The sequence below is a fragment of the Monashia sp. HAY1-11D genome (genome assembly GCF_056868035.1).
Map to the genome: position 1 here is coordinate 3,377,516 of NZ_CP200320.1, position 16,063 is coordinate 3,393,578.

The window sequence follows — 16,063 nt, forward strand, 5'->3', positions numbered from 1 at the left end:
GGCCTGTGTCCGCCGCGCCGCCCCGACCGCAGGTCGTCCTCGTCCACGGGTCCCGGCTGTCGAGCACGCAGTGGGCGCCGCAGCTGTCCCTGCTCCGGCCGCACGTCGGGGTGTGGCTCGTCGACCTGCCCGGGCACGGCCGGCGAGCCGACGAGGCCTTCACGCTCGGTCGGTGCGCGGAGGTCGTCGACGAGGCCGTGCGCCACGCTGGCGTCAGGGGCCCGGTCGTGCTCGTCGGGCACTCGCTCGGCGGGTTCGTCGCCATGGACTACGCGGCGCGGCACGGTGACGCCCTCGCCGGGCTCGTCCTCGCGGGGGCCAGCGCCAGCCCCGTGGGCGCCGGGGCCACGGTGTACCGGCTCGTCGCCGGGCTGACGGACCGCCTCGGACCCGAGCGGATGACGCGGGTCAACGACCGCGTGCTGCGGCGCCTCTACCCGTCCGAGCGCATCGAGCCGGTCATCGCCGGGGGGTACTGGTTCGCCCCGACGACGACGGCGTGGCGCGAGGTCATGGACGCCTGCCGGCCGGCCTCGCTGGCACGACTCCGGTGCCCGGTGCTGCTCCTCGACGGCCGGTGGGACCAGTTCCGGCTCGGCATCCGAGGGTTCCGGCGCGAGGTGCCCCGAGCCCGGGTCGAGATCCTGCGCGGGGCCGGCCACCTGGCCAACCTCGACCAGCCCGAGGCGTTCGCCGACGCGCTGCTGCGCTTCGCCCGCGAGGTCGCCGATTCGGCCCATGGCGCGTGATGCGGGACAATCGGTGCTCGTGACCGACCTCATGACCCCGCCCGCCGCGCCCACCCGCGCGCCCGGCGTGCAGCGCGAGGGTGGACCCGCGGCCGGCGGCCCGGTGCTGCCGCCCCTGCGCATCGGCCGCCACGTCATCGAGTCGCCCGTCGTCCTGGCGCCCATGGCCGGTATCACCAACCGGGCCTTCCGCCGGCTGTGCCGCGAGTACGGCGACGAGGGGGCTGCCCTGGCCTCCGCTCGCGGCGCCTCCGGCGCGACGAGCCTGTACGTCAGCGAGATGATCACCTCCCGGGCCCTGGTCGAGCGCAGTCCCGAGACGATGCGCCTCATCGAGCACGACCCGGAGGAGCACCCGCGGTCCATCCAGCTCTACAGCGTCGACCCGGCCACGGCGCGCGCCGCGGCGCGGATCCTCGTGCAGGAGGACCGCGCCGACCACCTCGACCTCAACTTCGGCTGTCCGGTGCCGAAGGTGACCCGCAAGGGCGGCGGGTCGGCCCTGCCCTGGAAGAAGGACCTCTTCCGCCGGATCGTCGCGGCCGTGGTCGAGGAGGGCGCGCGGCGCGACGTCCCCGTGACCGTCAAGATGCGCAAGGGCATCGACGACGAGCACCTGACCTTCCTCGACGCCGGGCTCGGCGCCGAGCAGGAGGGCGCCGCGGCCGTCGCGCTGCACGGCCGCACGGCCTCGCAGGCGTACTCGGGGACCGCCGACTGGGCGGCCATCCGGGCCCTCAAGGAGACCGTGACCTCCGTGCCGGTCCTCGGCAACGGCGACATCTGGTCGGCCGAGGACGCGCTGCGGATGGTGGCGGAGACCGGCTGCGACGGCGTCGTCGTGGGCCGCGGCTGTCTCGGTCGGCCCTGGCTGTTCACCGACCTCGCGGCAGCCTTCGCCGGCTCGTCCGCACGCGTCATGCCGAGGCTCGGCGAGGTGACGCGGACGCTGCGCACGCACGCCGAGTACCTCACCGACTTCTACGGTGAGGAGGAGCGGGCCTGCCGCGACATCCGAAAGCACATCGCCTGGTACCTCAAGGGCTTCCCGGCAGGCTCGACGGTGCGGAACTCCCTGGCTCTCGTCGACTCGCTCGCGGCCCTCGACGCGCTGCTCGGCGCGCTCGACCCCGACGTGCCCTGGCCCGGGGAGGCCGCCGAGGGGCAGCGTGGACGCGCCGGCTCGCCGCGCCGCGTGGCCCTGCCCGACGGGTGGCTCGACTCGCCCGAGCTGTCCGAGGAGCACGAGCGCACCCTCGCAGAGGCCGAGCTGTCGGTCAGCGGCGGCTGAGCGCGGCGGTCACCTGAGCCAGACGCTGAGCGGACCGAGCAGCTCGCACCCCGCCGCCACCGCGGCGTCCACGCCGGCACCCGCCTCCCAGCCGACGAGCGGGAGCCGCCCCACGGCCTGGCGCGCCGCTGCTGCGGCGGCGGTCCACGTGGCATCGGCGTCGCCGTCGCGCGCGAAGACAGTGCCCAGGCCGGCCACGGCGGCGGCCCCTTGGCCCGTGACGGTGACGACGGCGCCGGCCACGAGGGGCGCGTCGGGGTCCGGGGACGCGTGCGCGGCGAGAAGGTGCACGCCGGGCTCGCCGAACAGCGACGGACGCAGGATCGCCTCCGCCTCGGGGTCGGTGGCCCAGGCACGGACCCACGACGCCATGCCCTCCGGTGTCGTGACCCGCCGCCAGGGCGGACCGGCGGGCGGCGTGACGGTCGTGTCCGGGTCGAGCCACACCCACTGGCCGACGACGATGCGCGCGAAGTCCTCGAGCGACAGGTCGAGGCGGTCCCACGAGTCCTTGACCGAGCAGCCGTCGGAGTCGTCGACCCTGGCCAGCACGTCGTACTCGCCGACGGTGGGGGAGAGCGTCACGGCGTCCGGGTAGTAGGGCGGCGTCCGCGTCGCCGCGCTCCACGCCTCGGCATCCGTCGTCGTCGCGACGCCGTGGGAGCGGGCGACGGCGTCGCACCAGAGGGCGTTGTTGAGGGCTGCGAGGGCGATGCGCTCGGTCGCGCCGGTCCGGTGTGTCACGCCCTGTCGCATGAACCGATCCTCCCAGTGTCGGCGCCGGCTGGCAGGATCGGGTCATGCGACAGGGCGGCACCGCCGAGCGACCGGCGACGTTCTTCGACGACGCTGCAGACTTCCGGGCGTGGCTCGAGGCCAACCACGAGACCGCCACGGAGCTGTGGATGGGTCTGAACAAGAAGCACGTCGAGCCCCGGGGCCTGCAGTGGGCCGACGCGGTCCGAGAGGCCCTGTGCTTCGGCTGGATCGACTCGATGTCCCAGCGGATCGACGACGACACCGTGCGCCAGCGGTGGACGCCCCGCAAGCCCGGCAGCAGCTGGAGCACGATCAACATCAGCGCGGTCGAGGAGCTGACCGCCGCGGGGCTGATGCGTCCGGCCGGGCTGGCTGCGTTCGCGAAGCGCCGTGAGGACCGGTCCGGCATCTACGCCTACGAGACCCGCGAGCTCACCTGGCCAGACCACTACGAGGCCCTGCTGCGGGCCGACCCGCGCGCCTCGGCCTTCTGGGACGCCGCGACGCCGTCGTACCGCAAGCTCGCGACGAACTGGGTGGTCACCGCCAAGCAGGAGGCGACGCGCGACAAGCGGATGGCCGAGCTCGTCGACGACTGTGCCCACGGCCGCCTGATCAAGTCCCAGCGCTACGGCACCGAACCCGCGTGGGTGCGCCGGATGCGGGCCGAGCTCGGTTGACGACGGCGTAGCGCTGGTCGGACCGGGCCGGCCAGCGCCACACCTTCAGCGTTTGCCCTTGGCCGGGATGATCTCGGTGTGGTTCTTGGCCGCGGCCTTGGCGTGCTTGTCGGCCCGCTTCTCCTTGAGCGTCTTGGCCTTCGTGGACATGTGGGACTTCGGTGACTTGTCACCCATGGTGCGCTCCTGAGGTCTGAAGCCTGATCGGCTCCATCACCCAGTATGCCGGTCGCCCCGGCGCACTGACGAGGGCCCGTGCACGGGGTTCACGCCAGGTCCGGCCCGGCGACACCGGCCTTGCTGGTGGCGAGGCGCTTGCGCCTACAGTTCCGGTGTGGGCTACGAGGGGCGGGACCGGGAGCGCTGGGTGGCGGAGGACCCTGCCCAGAAGCGCGCGGACCGCGACGACTTCGCCCGCGACCGGGCGCGCGTCGTGCACTCGTCGGCGCTGCGGCGCCTCGCGGCCAAGACCCAGGTGCTGGCCCCGGCCCACGACGACTTCGTCCGCAACCGCCTCACCCACTCCCTCGAGGTCGCGCAGATCGGTCGCGAGTTCGGGGCCGCCCTCGGCTGCAACGCTGACGTCGTCGACACCGCGTGTCTGTCGCACGACCTCGGGCACCCGCCCTTCGGCCACAACGGTGAGACCATCCTGGACGAGATCGCCTCCGCCATCGGTGGTTTCGAGGGAAACGCCCAGACGCTGCGGCTGCTCACGCGAATCGAGGCCAAGCGGTCCCACGCCGACGGCACGCCCGCCGGCCTCAACCTGACCCGGGCGAGCCTCGATGCCACGACGAAGTACCCCTGGCGTCGCGGTGACGGGCCCCACCCCACAACCAAGTTCGGCGTGTATGACTCGGACCTGCCTGTGTACCAGTGGATCCGCGAGGGCGCCGACGCCCGACGCCGGTGCCTCGAGGCCGAGGTCATGGACTGGTCCGACGACGTGGCGTACTCGGTGCACGACGTCGAGGACGCCGTGGCGTCCGGCTGGCTGGACCCGCGGGTGCTGCGCTCGCAGGACATGGCCGGTGTGCTCGAGGTCGCGGGGCGCACCTACGCGCCGGACCTCGGGGCGGACGTCCTCGGCGCCGCCCTGGAACGGCTGCTGGCCTCCGGGGCCGTGCCGACCTCCTTCGACGGCTCCCGCGGTGACCTCGCCCGGCTCAAGGACCTGACGAGCCGTCTCATCGGGCACTTCGTCCTCGTCGTCGAGCAGGCGACCCGCGAACGGCACGGGCCCGGGCCCCTGTGCCGGTATGAGGCCGACCTCGTCGTGCCGGACGACCTCCGGGCCGAGTGCTCGGTGCTCAAGGCGATCGCCAACCACTTCGTCATGGCGACCGACGCCCGCCTGGCCGTCATGGCCGAACAGCGCGACGTCGTCCGCGACCTCGTGGCCGGGTTCGCCGCGCGTCCCGAGGAGCGGCTCGACGCGCCCTTCCGCGCCGACCATGCGGCCGCCACCGACGACGCGGCACGGTTGCGCGTCGTCGTCGACCAGGTCGCCTCGCTCACCGACGTCCGGGCCCTCGGTCTGCACAGGCAGTGGTGCCCCTGACCGGCGGGATCGGCCCGACGACCTAGAATCACCGCAGCGACAGGAGGCAGATGGCGGGGCTGATCAACAGCGAGGACATCGCGACGGTGAAGGCGCGCACGTCAATCGAGGACGTCGTGCGCGAGTACGTCACCCTGCGGTCTGCCGGCCCCGGGTCCTTCAAGGGCCTGTGCCCCTTCCACGACGAGAAGACGCCCTCTTTCACCATCCGCCCCGCCGTCGGCGCCTGGCACTGCTTCGGCTGCGGCGAGGGCGGCGACGTCCTCTCGTTCGTCCAGAAGGTCGACCACCTGACCTTCGGCGAGGCCGTCGAGCGGCTCGCACAGAAGCTCGGCATGGAGCTGCGCTACGAGGACGGCGGCTCCCGCCCCCGCGAGGAGGGCCTCGGTCGACGCGCCCGACTCGTCGAGGCGCACCGCGTCGCGCAGGAGTTCTACGCCGACGCGCTCATCAACCTCCCCGCCGCCCGGGCCGGTCGCGACTTCATGCGCGCCCGCGGCTTCGACGGCGCGGTCGCCAAGCACTTCGGCGTCGGGTTCGCGCCGCGTGGGGGAGAGGACCTCGTGCGTCACCTGCGCTCGAAGGGGTTCACCGACGACGAGATCGTCGCCGGCGGCCTCGCCGGTCGTGGCTCGCGGGGTCTCTACGACCGCTTCCGCGGGCGGCTCGTCTGGCCCATCCGTGACATCACCGGCGACACCATCGGCTTCGGCGCCCGGCGCCTCTTCGACGACGACCGCATCGAGGCCAAGTACCTCAACACGAGCGAGACGCCGATCTACAAGAAGTCGACCGTCCTCTACGGCCTCGACCTCGCCAAGAAGTCGATCTCCACGGAGCGCCGCGCCGTCGTCGTGGAGGGCTACACCGATGTCATGGCATGTCACCTCGCCGGGGTCGAGAACGCCGTCGCGACCTGCGGCACCGCCTTCGGGTCGGACCACATCAAGGTGCTGCGCCGGATGATGCGCGACGAGGCCGACCTCGCACCGGCCCGCGTCATCTTCACGTTCGACGGTGACGCCGCCGGCCAGAAGGCGGCGATGCGCGCCTTCGCCGATGACCAGAAGTGGGCCTCGCAGTCCTTCGTGGCCGTCGAGAAGTCCGGCAAGGACCCGTGCGAGCTGCGTCAGGCCGGCGGCGACCCCGCGGTCCAGGCGCTCATCGAGGACGCCGTCCCGATGTTCGAGTTCGCCGTCCGCACGACGATCAAGCGCTTCGACCTCGGCACCGCCGAGGGACGCGTCCAGGCGGCGCGGGCGGTGGCGCCCATCGTCGCCTCGATCCGCGACCAGTCGCTGCGCCCCGAGTACACGCGCGAGGTGTCGGGCATGCTCGGCCTGGACGTCGAGCAGGTGGCCCGCGAGGTGTCGCGCGCCGGTCGGCTCAAGGTCGACGACGACCCGCGCGAGGCCCGCGACGCGCGCGAGCGGCGCCACACCGCTGGCGAGGATGCCGAGCCCTCGGCGGGCGAGGGTGGCCAGGGGATGCCGCAGCCGGACCGGCGCGACCCCGTCGTCATGGCCGAGCGGCAGCTGCTGCAGGTCATCCTCCAGTTCCCGACCGTCTTCGCTCCGGGAGCGCTCGACCTGCTGACGCCCGACGCGTTCTCCGCGCCGGCGCACCGCGCGGTCTTCGACGGCATCCGCATCGCGCACGCGTCGGCCGACACCGCCAGCGTCCGGGCGTGGACGTCGGCCGTCACCGAGGCCGCGCCCGCGCCGGTGGCCGGGCTCGTCAGCGAGCTCGCCGTCGACACCCTCCCCACGCGGATGGACGCCGTCACGGGCCTGCCGACCTCGCGGTACGTCGACGAGCTCTTCAACCGGGTCCGCACGATCGCGCTGACCCGCCAGATCGCCGACGCGCTGAGCGAGATGCGCCGCCTCGAGCACTCCGACGAACCCGCCCCCGACCGCAGCCGCGCGCTCGGCCTGCACCTGCAGACCCTCCAGCGCGAGCTCGCGACGATCAAGGCGGGAATGGTCTGATGCCCCTGTTCGAACGGCGTCGTCGCGTGCCGCTGCCCGCCGACGTCCGCGCCGCCGTGGCGCTCGCAGGCGGCGAGAAGATCCTGGCCTGGGCTCGCGACGAGCAGTCCGGCGGCCACGTGGTCGCCACCACGCACCACCTCGCCTTCGTCGATGCCGACCGCACCCTGGCGTGGGAGCGGCCCTGGCACGAGGCGGAGTCAGGGACGTGGAAGGGCGAGACCGGCCTGCTGACCGTCCTCTGGGTCGACCACCGGTCACCTGCGCAGTGGCGGGTCACGGAGCCGTCCCTGCTGCAGCAGACGCTGCGCGAGCGCATCCAGGCCAGCGTCGTCATCGGCGACGAGTTCCGCACCCGGGACCGCCGCACCGTTCGGGTCGTGATCCGCAAGGACCTCGCCAGCGGGCGGCTGGTGGAGCAGGTCGTCCCCGGCAAGGGCGCGAGCCTCGAGGACCCCGAGGTCGCGAGCGAGGTGGCCGAGCGGCTCGCGCGGCTGCGCACCGAGGTCGGTCTCTGACCTGTCCGAACGGGCGCCCCCGCGGGTGCGAGACGCGCCTTCCCAGGGGGTGGACGGTGGCCGAAAAGTGCCGGATGCGCCTCGCGCGGAGTCGATTTAGTCCCCGCCCGATCCTTTGCTATGGTTGCGCAGCAGCCATTCCCCTGTAGCTCAACTGGCAGAGCAGCCGGCTGTTAACCGGCAGGTTGTTGGTTCGAGTCCAACCGGGGGAGCACCGAGCGCGAAGGCCCCGACACCCATGGTGTCGGGGCCTTCGTCGTGTGGTCCCGTCCGGCTCGGCTGCTGCGTCGGGCCGGGAAGCGGCCGCAGGACACCCCCGGCACCAGTGGGTCCCGGGGGTGTCCGATCGTTGCTGTCGCGGGTGTCAGGCGCCCTGGACGGCGCTCATCGCGGGGGCGTCGTCGACCACGCCGACGGCCGTCGGCGCCGTCGGACGCGGTCCACGGCCACGCCGGTTGAGCCGGCGCTCGACGCGTCCGGCCAGGATCGTCAGGCCGAAGTTCAGCGCGATGAAGATGACCGCGGCGAGGATGTAGGCGGGCAGGACGGTGGCATAGGCGGTGCCCATGTCGCGCATGCTCTGGAGCAGCTCGGGATACGTGATGGCCGTGCCGAGCGCGCTGTCCTTGAGAATGACGACGACCTGGCTGACGAGCGCCGGCAGCATCGCGGTCAGGGCCTGTGGCAGCTGGATCGAGCGCAGCGTCTGGCCCGGCGTCAGGCCGATCGACAGGCCCGCCTCGCGCTGCCCCGCCGGCAGCCCGTAGACGCCGGAGCGCACGAGCTCGGCGATGACCGAGCCGTTGTAGAGCGTCAGGGCGATGACGACGGCCATGAACGAGTTGAGGCTCGCCACGAAGATGTTGTTGAAGGCGAACAGCTGGAACAGGAAGTACATCATCAGCAGCACCGGGACGGCCCGGAAGAACTCGACGAGGATGCTGCTCACCCAGCGCATCGCACGGCTGTGCGACAGGCGGCCGAGGCCGAAGATGATGCCGAAGGCCATCGCCGCGATGATCGACACGATCGCGGCCTTAAGGGTGTTGACGAGGCCGGGGACGACGTACGAGGTCCACACCTCCGGGTCGACGAGCGGCTTCCACAGGTCGCCGGTCAGCTGACCCTGGGCGTTGAGCTTCCACACGACGGCACCGACCGTGACGAGGGCCAGCAGGAAGCCGAACCCGGTGAGGATGGCGTGTCGGCGCCGGCCGCGCGGCCCCGGAGCGTCGAACAGGACGGTCTGCGTGCTCATCGCTTCACCGCCAGTCGACGCGAGAGGGACGTGAAGAAGATGCCGACCGGCAGCGTGAGGATGACGAAGCCGAGGGCGAAGATGAAGAAGACGCCGAAGCTGGCGGTCTCGTTCTCGAAGATGACCTTCATGAGCGCGGAGGCTTCGGCCACGCCGATGACCGAGGCCACCGTCGTGTTCTTCGTCAGTGCGATGAGCGTCGAGCCGAGGGGCGCGATGGCCCCGCGGAACGCCTGGGGCAGGATCACCTCGCGCAGGCTCTGGCCGAATGTCAGCCCGATGGAGCGCGCCGCCTCGGCCTGGCCGACCGGCACGGTGTTGACGCCGCTGCGCAGGGCCTCGCAGACGAAGGCGGCGTGGTACACGGCCAGCGCCACCATCGCCCAGCGGATGGCGTTGTCACGCACCGACGTCGCCGAGCTGGGGTCGACGAGGTTGATCTGCAGGATGATCCCCACGCCGGCGAGTGAGAAGAAGACGATGAGGGTCAGCGGGGTGTTGCGCACGATGTTGACGTAGACCGCGCCGAGCCGACGCAGCACCGGAACCGGCGACACGCGCATGACGGCGACGACGGTCCCGATGACGAGCGCACCGATCGCCGAGAAGAACGTCAGCGTGATGGTCATCCAGAAGGCGGCGAGGATGTCGTACTTCTCGAGGATTGCGAGCATGTCCCTCCTTCACGCACAAGGGATCTGGCCGGCGGGGGCCGCGGCCTCGGCGATGCCGTGGCCCCCGCGCGGCGGGCGGGTCAGGAGCAGGCGGCCGGGGTGGGCGGGTTGCCCGCGCCGGGCTTGTAGCCGGCCGGACCCAGGTTCGCGTCGATCGACTTCTGCCACGAGCCGTCGCTGATCATCTTCTTGATCGCGTCGGTGATCTTCGTGCACAGCTGGGTGTCGCCCTTCTTCAGCCCGATGCCGTACTTCTCCTCGGAGAACGGCTTGCCGACGACCTTGAACTTGCCCTTGTACTGCTCCTGGGCGGCGTAGCCGGCCAGGATGGTGTCGTCGGTGGTCAGGGCGTCGATGGCGCCGGTCTGCAGCGCCGGCAGGCACTCGGAGTACGTGCCGAACTCCTGGAGCTGGACGCCCGGGTACTTGTCCTTGACCTTCTGGGCCGAGGTGGACCCGGTCACCGAGCAGAGCTTCTTGCCGGTGAGGCTGTCCGGGCCGGTGATCGACGAGTCGTCGGAGCGGACGAGGAGGTCCTGGCCGGCGATGAAGTACGGTCCGGCGAAGGAGACCTTCTCCTTGCGGGCGTCGGTGATCGAGTACGTCGCGACGACGAAGTCGACCTGGCCCGTCTGGATGAGCGTCTCGCGCTGGGCGCTCGGCGCCTGCACCCAGGTGATCTTGTCCTCGGACGTGCCGAGCTCCTTGGCGACGTACTTGGCGACGTCGACGTCGAAGCCGCTGTACTCGTTGCCCTTCTTCAGGCCCATGCCGGGCTGGTCGAACTTGATGCCGATCTTGAGGCCGTTGTCGCCGCCTCCACCGCCTCCGCCGCTGCCGCTGGGCTGCCCCGAGCCGCAGGCGGCGAGCGTGACGGCCAGGGCCGTCGCCGCGAACGCCACGCCGATGCGTCGTGCCTTCATGTGGGTTCCTCCTGTGGTTGCTTCCTGGCACGCGGGGGTGCATGCCGCTCGCTGAGTCTGGTCTGGTGCGCCGGTGGCCCGACGCCCGGGGCCACCGCAGCGGGTGGGGCGTCAGTGGGTGAGGATCTTGCCGAGGAAGTCCTTGGCGCGTTCGCTCTTGGGCCGGGTGAAGAACTCCTCCGGCGTGCCGACCTCGACGATCTGCCCGTCGGACATGAACACGACGCGGTCGGCGGCCTTGCGCGCGAAGCCCATCTCGTGCGTCACGACGATCATCGTCATGCCCTCCTTGGCCAGACCGACCATGACGTCGAGGACCTCGTTGACCATTTCGGGGTCGAGCGCCGAGGTGGGCTCGTCGAAGAGCATGACCTTGGGGCCCATGGCCAGGGACCGGGCGATCGCGACGCGCTGCTGCTGGCCGCCGGACAGCTGGGCCGGGTACTTGTCGGCCTGGGCCTCGACCCCGACGCGCTTGAGCAGGTCGGTGGCCTGCCGGTCGGCGTCGGCCTTCGACTTCTTGCGCACCTTGACCGGCCCGAGGGTGACGTTGTCGCGGATCGTCTTGTGCGCGAAGAGGTTGAAGGACTGGAAGACCATGCCGACGTCGGCCCGCAGCTGCGCGAGGGACTTGCCCTCCTCCGGCAGCGCCTTGCCGTCGATGGTGATCGTGCCCGACTCGAAGGTCTCGAGCCGGTTGATGGTGCGGCAGAGCGTCGACTTGCCCGAGCCCGACGGACCCAGGACGACGACGACCTCGCCCTTGCCGACGGTGAGGTTGATGTCCCTCAGCACGTGGAGGTCACCGAAGTGCTTGTTGACGCCCTCGATGACGACCATGGGCTCGCGGTGGTCCGAGACGCGTTCGGCGGTCGCCTCGGCAGCAGGTTTCACGTCGTCCATCCCCGCAACCTATCGGCTCGTGCCCCCGGGAGGTACCAACCGGGTCCCGGCCGTGCCCGAATCGTGAGTTCGGACGCGGCGAGGGCCCCGTCCGGGTGGACGGGGCCCCGGGCGCCCCGCGCCCCGGCCCGGCTACCGCGCGTCGGATGCACGGGTCGGGCGTGGGCGTCGGTGCGTCGTCGTGTTGTCTCGGTGGCGAGCCGGGAGCGGTCAGCTCGACTGCTCGGCAGCCGCGGTCGACTGGGCGGTGGGCTGCGTCGTGTCCGACGTGCGGGCCGGTGCCGCGTCAGTGGTCTTGACCGCCTCGGTCGTCTTGACCGGGTCGCTCACGGCCGCCGCGCTGGTGGCCAGCTGCCGGACCGCCGTGGCGACCGCCGTCGCCGTCGCCGTGGCTGTCGCGACGGCCGTCTGCGTCGGCGTCGGCTCGACCGCGGGGGCGGCTGGCGCGTTCGTCGTCGTGACGGGCGGCGGGTCGGACGCCGGCGGTTCGGAGGTCGTGCTCGGCGGGTCGCTCGGCGGCTGGGTGGTCGTCGGAGCGGTCGTCGACGGAGCGGTCGTCGTCGGCGTCGTCGTGGTCGGGGCCGCAGTCGTCGTGGTCGTCGTGGTCGACGTCGGCGCCGTGCTCGTCGTCGGCGACGGCTGCGTCGTCGTCGGTGTCGGGGTACCCGTGCCCGTCGTCGGCTTCGGCGCGCTCGTCGTCGGCTTCGGCGCCGGGTTGGTCGCCTTCGGCGTGCTCGTGCCGGGCAGCGGCGCCGGGTCGACGTCCTCGAACGGCACGTCACCGTCGGGGACCGTCTGGGGTGCCGACGCGACGACCGTGCCACCGCCCGGGAAGTAGTTCGGCACCGTGCCGTAGGACGCCGGGCCCGACGTCGAGGCCGGGAAGCCCAGGTAGGGTGCCGGGTCGACGTAGTGGTCGTTGATGATGACGTCGAAGTGCAGGTGGCAACCGGTGGACCAGCCGGTGGTGCCGACCAGGCCGATGACCTGGCCCTGCCGGACGGTCTGACCCTCCTTGACGAGGAACTTCGACTGGTGGCCGTAGGCCGTCTTGAGCGTCGGTGTGTGCTGGATGATCGTGCGCAGACCCCAGGAGCTGGAGATCCGGGCGTAGACGACCTTGCCGGCTGCGGCGGCCCGGATCGGTGTACCGCAGGCCGCCGACAGGTCGATGCCGGTGTGGAACATGGGCCGGTGCAGCAGCGGGTGGATGCGCGGGCCGAAGCCGGACACCTCGACCCCGGGCACCGGGTGGATGAAGCCGGGCAGCCCAGGCGCCACGGGAGCGACCACGGCCATCGCCGCGAGCGGCGTCAGCCCGATCTCGGGGAACACGACGCCGCCCCCGACCGCGTTCGACACGGCCATGCCGGCCGATCCGGACCCGCCGATCGCCGCGGCGGCGATGGCCGCGACGGTCCCGTCGGCGTCGGTGAGCGCGTCACGGGCGCTCTCGACACCGTCGACCGCCGTGTCGACCGCGGCTCGGTCACCGGCGGCGAGCACCACGGCCGCCCGGGCAGCGGTGTCCGGCGCGCTGGCGCTGAGGAACGGAAGGAGCGCGAACACCACCGTGGACGCAGCGAACGGCACCAGTCGCCCGCTCATGCGCACGGTGAGGACGCGAGGTCCACTGCGTTGTGTTTCGTCCTGCACCTTGAGGCCACCCCCCTGGAGGCTGAGTTCGTCCGGCGGGCCCTGCGGCCACGCCTCGACCGTATCCACGTGCTACGCCCCCCGCAGTCTGTGGTCCCGGCCGTGTCCACCATAGGTGGGGCGAGTGGACCGCGGGCGGACTTGGCGCAACTCCGTCCCGGAGGTGTGACCACAGGGGCCCGTGGGGCTCGTGTCACGCGGCGCCGCTACGCACCGGCCGGGCCCGCGGCCTCCGTTGGGCCTACGGTGGGGCTCATCCGGTGCACCCGACCGACGAGGAGCCCACCGATGGCCGAGGTCGTCCTGTTCCACCACGTCCTGGGACTGACGGAGGGAGTGCGCGCCCTCGCGGAGTCTCTCCGCGGCGGCGGGCGGCACACCGTCCACACGCCCGACCTCTTCGAGGGCGTCCTCGCCCCGAGCATCGACGACGGGTTCGCCCTGACCCAGGAGCTCGGCGACGACGAGATCGCCGAGCGGGTCGCCGCGGCGCTGGCGGGACTTCCCGAGGACCTCGTCTACGCCGGCATCTCCTTCGGCGTCGGTCCGGCCCAGCGGCTCGCCCAGACCCGCGCCGGCGCCCGCGGCGCCCTCCTCTACGAGGCCTGCTTCCCGGTGACCGGGGAATGGGCCTTCGGTCCGTGGCCCGAGGGTGTCCCGGTCCAGGTGCACGGCATGGACAGGGACCCGTTCTTCGGGCTCGAGGGCGACGTCGACGCAGCGCGCGAGCTGGTACGGCTCGCCGATCCCGACACCGCCGAGCTGTTCGTCTACGAGGGCGACCGGCATCTGTTCACCGACGCGTCGCTGGCCTCCTACGACGCCGGGGCAACGGCCCAGGTCGTCGAGCGCTCGCTGGCGCTCCTCGACCGCATCGGCTGACGTCACGCCGAGCCACTCCACGTCCTGCCGTGCTCGCGTGAACCGACGGTCGCCGGTGCGTCGTCCTCGTCTGGGGAACACCTCCCCACCGACCCAGGCAGGAGTGTGACATGCACCGAATCTCCCGTACCGCCTCCTTCGTCGCCGGCCTCGTCCTCGGGGTGAGCGGGCTGGCTGCGACCTCCAGCGCCACCGCCGACACCTCCGGCGTCCCCCGGAGCGACATCCTCCGCGCGCCGGTCCAGGGCAGCATCCTGTCCGACCCGCCCCTGTTCGGCCTGACCCGTGGGGGCGCGCCCTGGGTCATCTCCGAGGGAAGCGCCCGGCTGCGTGCGAACGGCGACCTCCACGTCGAGGTCGAGGGTCTCATCATCCCGACGACGGGGGTCAACCCGGTGCCACGGCTGTCGGCCACCGTGGCGTGCAACGGCAGCGCGTTGCCGCCGACGGCGACCGTGCCCTTCTCGGCCACCGGGGACGCGGTCATCGACGCCCACGTCAGCCTGCCACCGCGCTGCCTCGCCCCAGCCGTCCTGCTCAACCCGAACGGCAACCCGTCGGTTTACATCGCCGCCACCGGCCGCTGACCACCGGCGCGCGGACGGCCACGTCCTGGCCAGGCCCGTGGTCGTCCGCACGGAGTCCTGCAGCCGCCGACGTGGGGCAGCAGGGGCTTGAACCCTGGACCGACGGATTATGAGTCCGCTGCTCTGACCGGCTGAGCTACTGCCCCGGGACCCGGTGGGCTCGGGGGAGCGCCGGGGTCGGGTCGGAGTCTAGCGAGCCGGCCGCGCCCACCCGGCCCCTGGTGCGCGTGCGCGGTGCGCGCGCGGGCCGCCACCGGTGACCCTCTAGGCTCGCTCGCGGGACGGCGTCCGGCCTCCCGTCGGGCGTCGACGGCGTCCGGCCCGCGAGCACCGAGGGACGAGAGCGCATGAGTGAGGGCATCCGCGTGGCGGCGGTCGAGGACGTCGAGCCGGGTGAGGCTCTTCTCCTGGGGACCGACCTCACCGGCACGGACGAGCCCATCTCGCTGTTCCGCGACGACGACGGGACGTACTACGCCCTCGACGACACGTGCTCGCACGAGGACGCCTCGCTCGCCGAGGGCTGGGTCGAGGCGGGGGAGGTGGAGTGCCCCCTGCACGCCACGCGCTTCTGCCTCGCGGACGGGCGTCCGATGTGCCTGCCGGCGACGCGGCCGGTCGCCACGCACCGGATCGAGGTCCGCGACGGGGACGTCATCCTCTTTCCCGGGGTGCCGGCCGGCTCCTGAGCGGTGCAGGTGCCCGAATCGTCCGATTCGTGGAAGTGCTGGTGCCGGTGGGTCTCCTGGGGCACAATGGGCGAGTCCCCCTGGCAGGGGCGTTGAGCATCACCACATCAGACATATCGGACACTGAGCACGAGCGCACGACGGTTCCGGCTCCCGGTGGCAGGCGTTGGGGAAGACGTCCCTGCAACTGGAGGAGGTTCGGATGTCTGTCGTCATGCCGCGAACGGTCACGCGCGGTGTCGTGTTCATCCACGGTGCGCCCGCTCCGCTGTGCCCGCACATCCAGTGGGCCATCGAGGCAGTGCTCGACCACCGCGTCGCCTTGGACTGGATCGCCCAGCCCGCCGCGCCGCGGATGGTCCGCACCGAGCTGTCGTGGACCGCGGCTCCCGGAACCGGCGCTGCGCTCGCCAGCGCCCTGCGGGGGTGGGACGGGCTCCGGTACGAGGTCACCGAGGAGCCGTCGGCGGGCTGCGACGGCGCCCGGTGGTCGTACACACCCCGACTCGGGATCCACCACGCGATGACCTCGGTCTCCGGGGACGCGGTCGTCCAGGAGGACCGGCTCCGTGAGGCGGTCCTGCGTACGCGTGGTGACGCCGAGGCCCTCCAGGACGAGATCGACCTGCTCCTCGGTGTGCCGTGGGACGAGGAGCTGGAGCCGTTCCGCTACGCCGGGGACGGGGCGCCCGTGCGTTGGCTGCACAAGGTCGGCTGACGCCGAGACTGCGCCGAGTGCCTCTCGCAGGCCGCGGCCTCCAGCGCGGCGACGGCGGGACGGCGAGGGCCCGGGAGGTTCGTGCTCCCGGGCCCTCGTGGCGCCCTCGTCGCGCCCTCGTCGCGCACGCTCGTGGGCTGCCGTGGCCCGGCCGCAGGCCTGAAAGCACTGTCGCGCCGAGGCGCCGGCCCGGCGCCATCGTCGGGCGCCGCACGTCTAAT

The 16,063-nt window shown here is 72.3% G+C and carries 17 protein-coding genes and 2 tRNA genes; 11 read left to right on the forward strand and 8 right to left on the reverse strand.

Annotated features, from left to right (window positions below; all coding sequences use genetic code 11):
* The first annotated feature begins 5 nt into the window (after positions 1-5).
* Positions 6-749 (forward strand): alpha/beta fold hydrolase, encoded by a 744-nt coding sequence (locus AC1VM9_RS15595; protein WP_483123272.1) that lies wholly within the window; start codon positions 6-8, stop codon positions 747-749.
* Between the two features lie 31 nt (positions 750-780).
* Positions 781-2,040 carry a tRNA dihydrouridine synthase DusB gene (dusB, locus tag AC1VM9_RS15600; RefSeq protein ID WP_483124033.1) on the forward strand — a complete coding sequence of 420 codons (1,260 nt, stop codon included), beginning with the start codon at positions 781-783 and terminating at the stop codon, positions 2,038-2,040.
* Between the two features lie 9 nt (positions 2,041-2,049).
* On the opposite strand, the gene AC1VM9_RS15605 is transcribed toward dusB, so the two are convergent.
* Positions 2,050-2,796 carry a hypothetical protein gene (locus AC1VM9_RS15605; RefSeq protein WP_483123274.1) on the reverse strand — a complete coding sequence of 249 codons (747 nt, stop codon included), beginning with the start codon at positions 2,794-2,796 and terminating at the stop codon, positions 2,050-2,052.
* A 44-nt stretch (positions 2,797-2,840) separates the two neighbouring features.
* Between AC1VM9_RS15605 and AC1VM9_RS15610 the strand changes: the two genes are divergently transcribed.
* Positions 2,841-3,479: a YdeI/OmpD-associated family protein gene (locus tag AC1VM9_RS15610; RefSeq protein WP_483123275.1), complete on the forward strand. Its 639-nt coding sequence runs from the start codon at positions 2,841-2,843 to the stop codon at positions 3,477-3,479.
* Positions 3,480-3,524: 45 nt separating this feature from the next.
* On the opposite strand, the gene AC1VM9_RS15615 is transcribed toward AC1VM9_RS15610, so the two are convergent.
* The gene (locus tag AC1VM9_RS15615) at positions 3,525-3,656 is read right to left on the reverse strand and encodes a hypothetical protein (RefSeq protein WP_481343957.1); all 132 of its coding nucleotides are present in this window, start codon (positions 3,654-3,656) and stop codon (positions 3,525-3,527) included.
* A gap of 157 nt (positions 3,657-3,813) precedes the next feature.
* Here AC1VM9_RS15615 and AC1VM9_RS15620 point away from each other — a divergent pair, with 157 nt between their 5' ends.
* The 4 genes from AC1VM9_RS15620 to AC1VM9_RS15635 all read left to right on the forward strand — a co-directional run bounded on the left by AC1VM9_RS15620 (position 3,814) and on the right by AC1VM9_RS15635 (position 7,764).
* Positions 3,814-5,043 (forward strand): deoxyguanosinetriphosphate triphosphohydrolase, encoded by a 1,230-nt coding sequence (locus tag AC1VM9_RS15620; protein WP_483123277.1) that lies wholly within the window; start codon positions 3,814-3,816, stop codon positions 5,041-5,043.
* 50 nt (positions 5,044-5,093) lie between these two features.
* Entirely contained in the window at positions 5,094-7,034 is a 1,941-nt protein-coding gene (gene dnaG / locus AC1VM9_RS15625) for a DNA primase (protein ID WP_483123278.1), read from the forward strand.
* The gene (locus AC1VM9_RS15630) at positions 7,034-7,552 is read left to right on the forward strand and encodes a hypothetical protein (protein ID WP_483123279.1); all 519 of its coding nucleotides are present in this window, start codon (positions 7,034-7,036) and stop codon (positions 7,550-7,552) included. The genes dnaG and AC1VM9_RS15630 overlap by 1 nt, the downstream gene beginning before the upstream one ends.
* Positions 7,553-7,691: 139 nt before the next feature.
* Positions 7,692-7,764, forward strand: a tRNA-Asn gene (locus AC1VM9_RS15635).
* 152 nt (positions 7,765-7,916) lie between these two features.
* Here AC1VM9_RS15635 and AC1VM9_RS15640 read toward each other — a convergent pair.
* From AC1VM9_RS15640 to AC1VM9_RS15660, 5 genes are all read right to left on the reverse strand, one after another.
* A complete protein-coding gene (locus tag AC1VM9_RS15640; RefSeq protein ID WP_483123280.1) occupies positions 7,917-8,810 on the reverse strand; it encodes an amino acid ABC transporter permease in 894 nt (297 codons plus the stop codon).
* Positions 8,807-9,484 carry an amino acid ABC transporter permease gene (locus AC1VM9_RS15645; RefSeq protein ID WP_481343613.1) on the reverse strand — a complete coding sequence of 226 codons (678 nt, stop codon included), beginning with the start codon at positions 9,482-9,484 and terminating at the stop codon, positions 8,807-8,809. The genes AC1VM9_RS15640 and AC1VM9_RS15645 overlap by 4 nt, the downstream gene beginning before the upstream one ends.
* 80 nt (positions 9,485-9,564) lie before the next feature.
* Positions 9,565-10,407: a glutamate ABC transporter substrate-binding protein gene (locus AC1VM9_RS15650; RefSeq protein ID WP_481343614.1), complete on the reverse strand. Its 843-nt coding sequence runs from the start codon at positions 10,405-10,407 to the stop codon at positions 9,565-9,567.
* Positions 10,408-10,518: 111 nt separating this feature from the next.
* Entirely contained in the window at positions 10,519-11,247 is a 729-nt protein-coding gene (locus tag AC1VM9_RS15655) for an amino acid ABC transporter ATP-binding protein (protein ID WP_481343620.1), read from the reverse strand.
* A 273-nt stretch (positions 11,248-11,520) separates the two neighbouring features.
* Positions 11,521-12,918, reverse strand: a complete 1,398-nt coding sequence (locus tag AC1VM9_RS15660) for a M23 family metallopeptidase (protein ID WP_483123282.1) — start codon at positions 12,916-12,918, stop codon at positions 11,521-11,523.
* 336 nt (positions 12,919-13,254) lie between these two features.
* On the opposite strand from AC1VM9_RS15660, the gene AC1VM9_RS15665 reads away from it, so the two are divergent.
* Positions 13,255-13,848, forward strand: coding sequence for a dienelactone hydrolase family protein (locus AC1VM9_RS15665; protein WP_483123283.1), 594 nt, complete (start codon positions 13,255-13,257; stop codon positions 13,846-13,848).
* A 110-nt stretch (positions 13,849-13,958) separates the two neighbouring features.
* The gene (locus AC1VM9_RS15670) at positions 13,959-14,435 is read left to right on the forward strand and encodes a hypothetical protein (RefSeq protein WP_483123284.1); all 477 of its coding nucleotides are present in this window, start codon (positions 13,959-13,961) and stop codon (positions 14,433-14,435) included.
* Between the two features lie 72 nt (positions 14,436-14,507).
* Here the strand turns inward: AC1VM9_RS15670 and AC1VM9_RS15675 are convergent.
* Positions 14,508-14,581, reverse strand: a tRNA-Ile gene (locus AC1VM9_RS15675).
* A gap of 201 nt (positions 14,582-14,782) precedes the next feature.
* On the opposite strand from AC1VM9_RS15675, the gene AC1VM9_RS15680 reads away from it, so the two are divergent.
* The gene (locus AC1VM9_RS15680) at positions 14,783-15,124 is read left to right on the forward strand and encodes a non-heme iron oxygenase ferredoxin subunit (protein WP_481343618.1); all 342 of its coding nucleotides are present in this window, start codon (positions 14,783-14,785) and stop codon (positions 15,122-15,124) included.
* A 202-nt stretch (positions 15,125-15,326) separates the two neighbouring features.
* Entirely contained in the window at positions 15,327-15,842 is a 516-nt protein-coding gene (locus AC1VM9_RS15685; protein WP_481347097.1) for a DUF3145 domain-containing protein, read from the forward strand.
* The last annotated feature ends 221 nt before the right edge of the window (positions 15,843-16,063 follow it).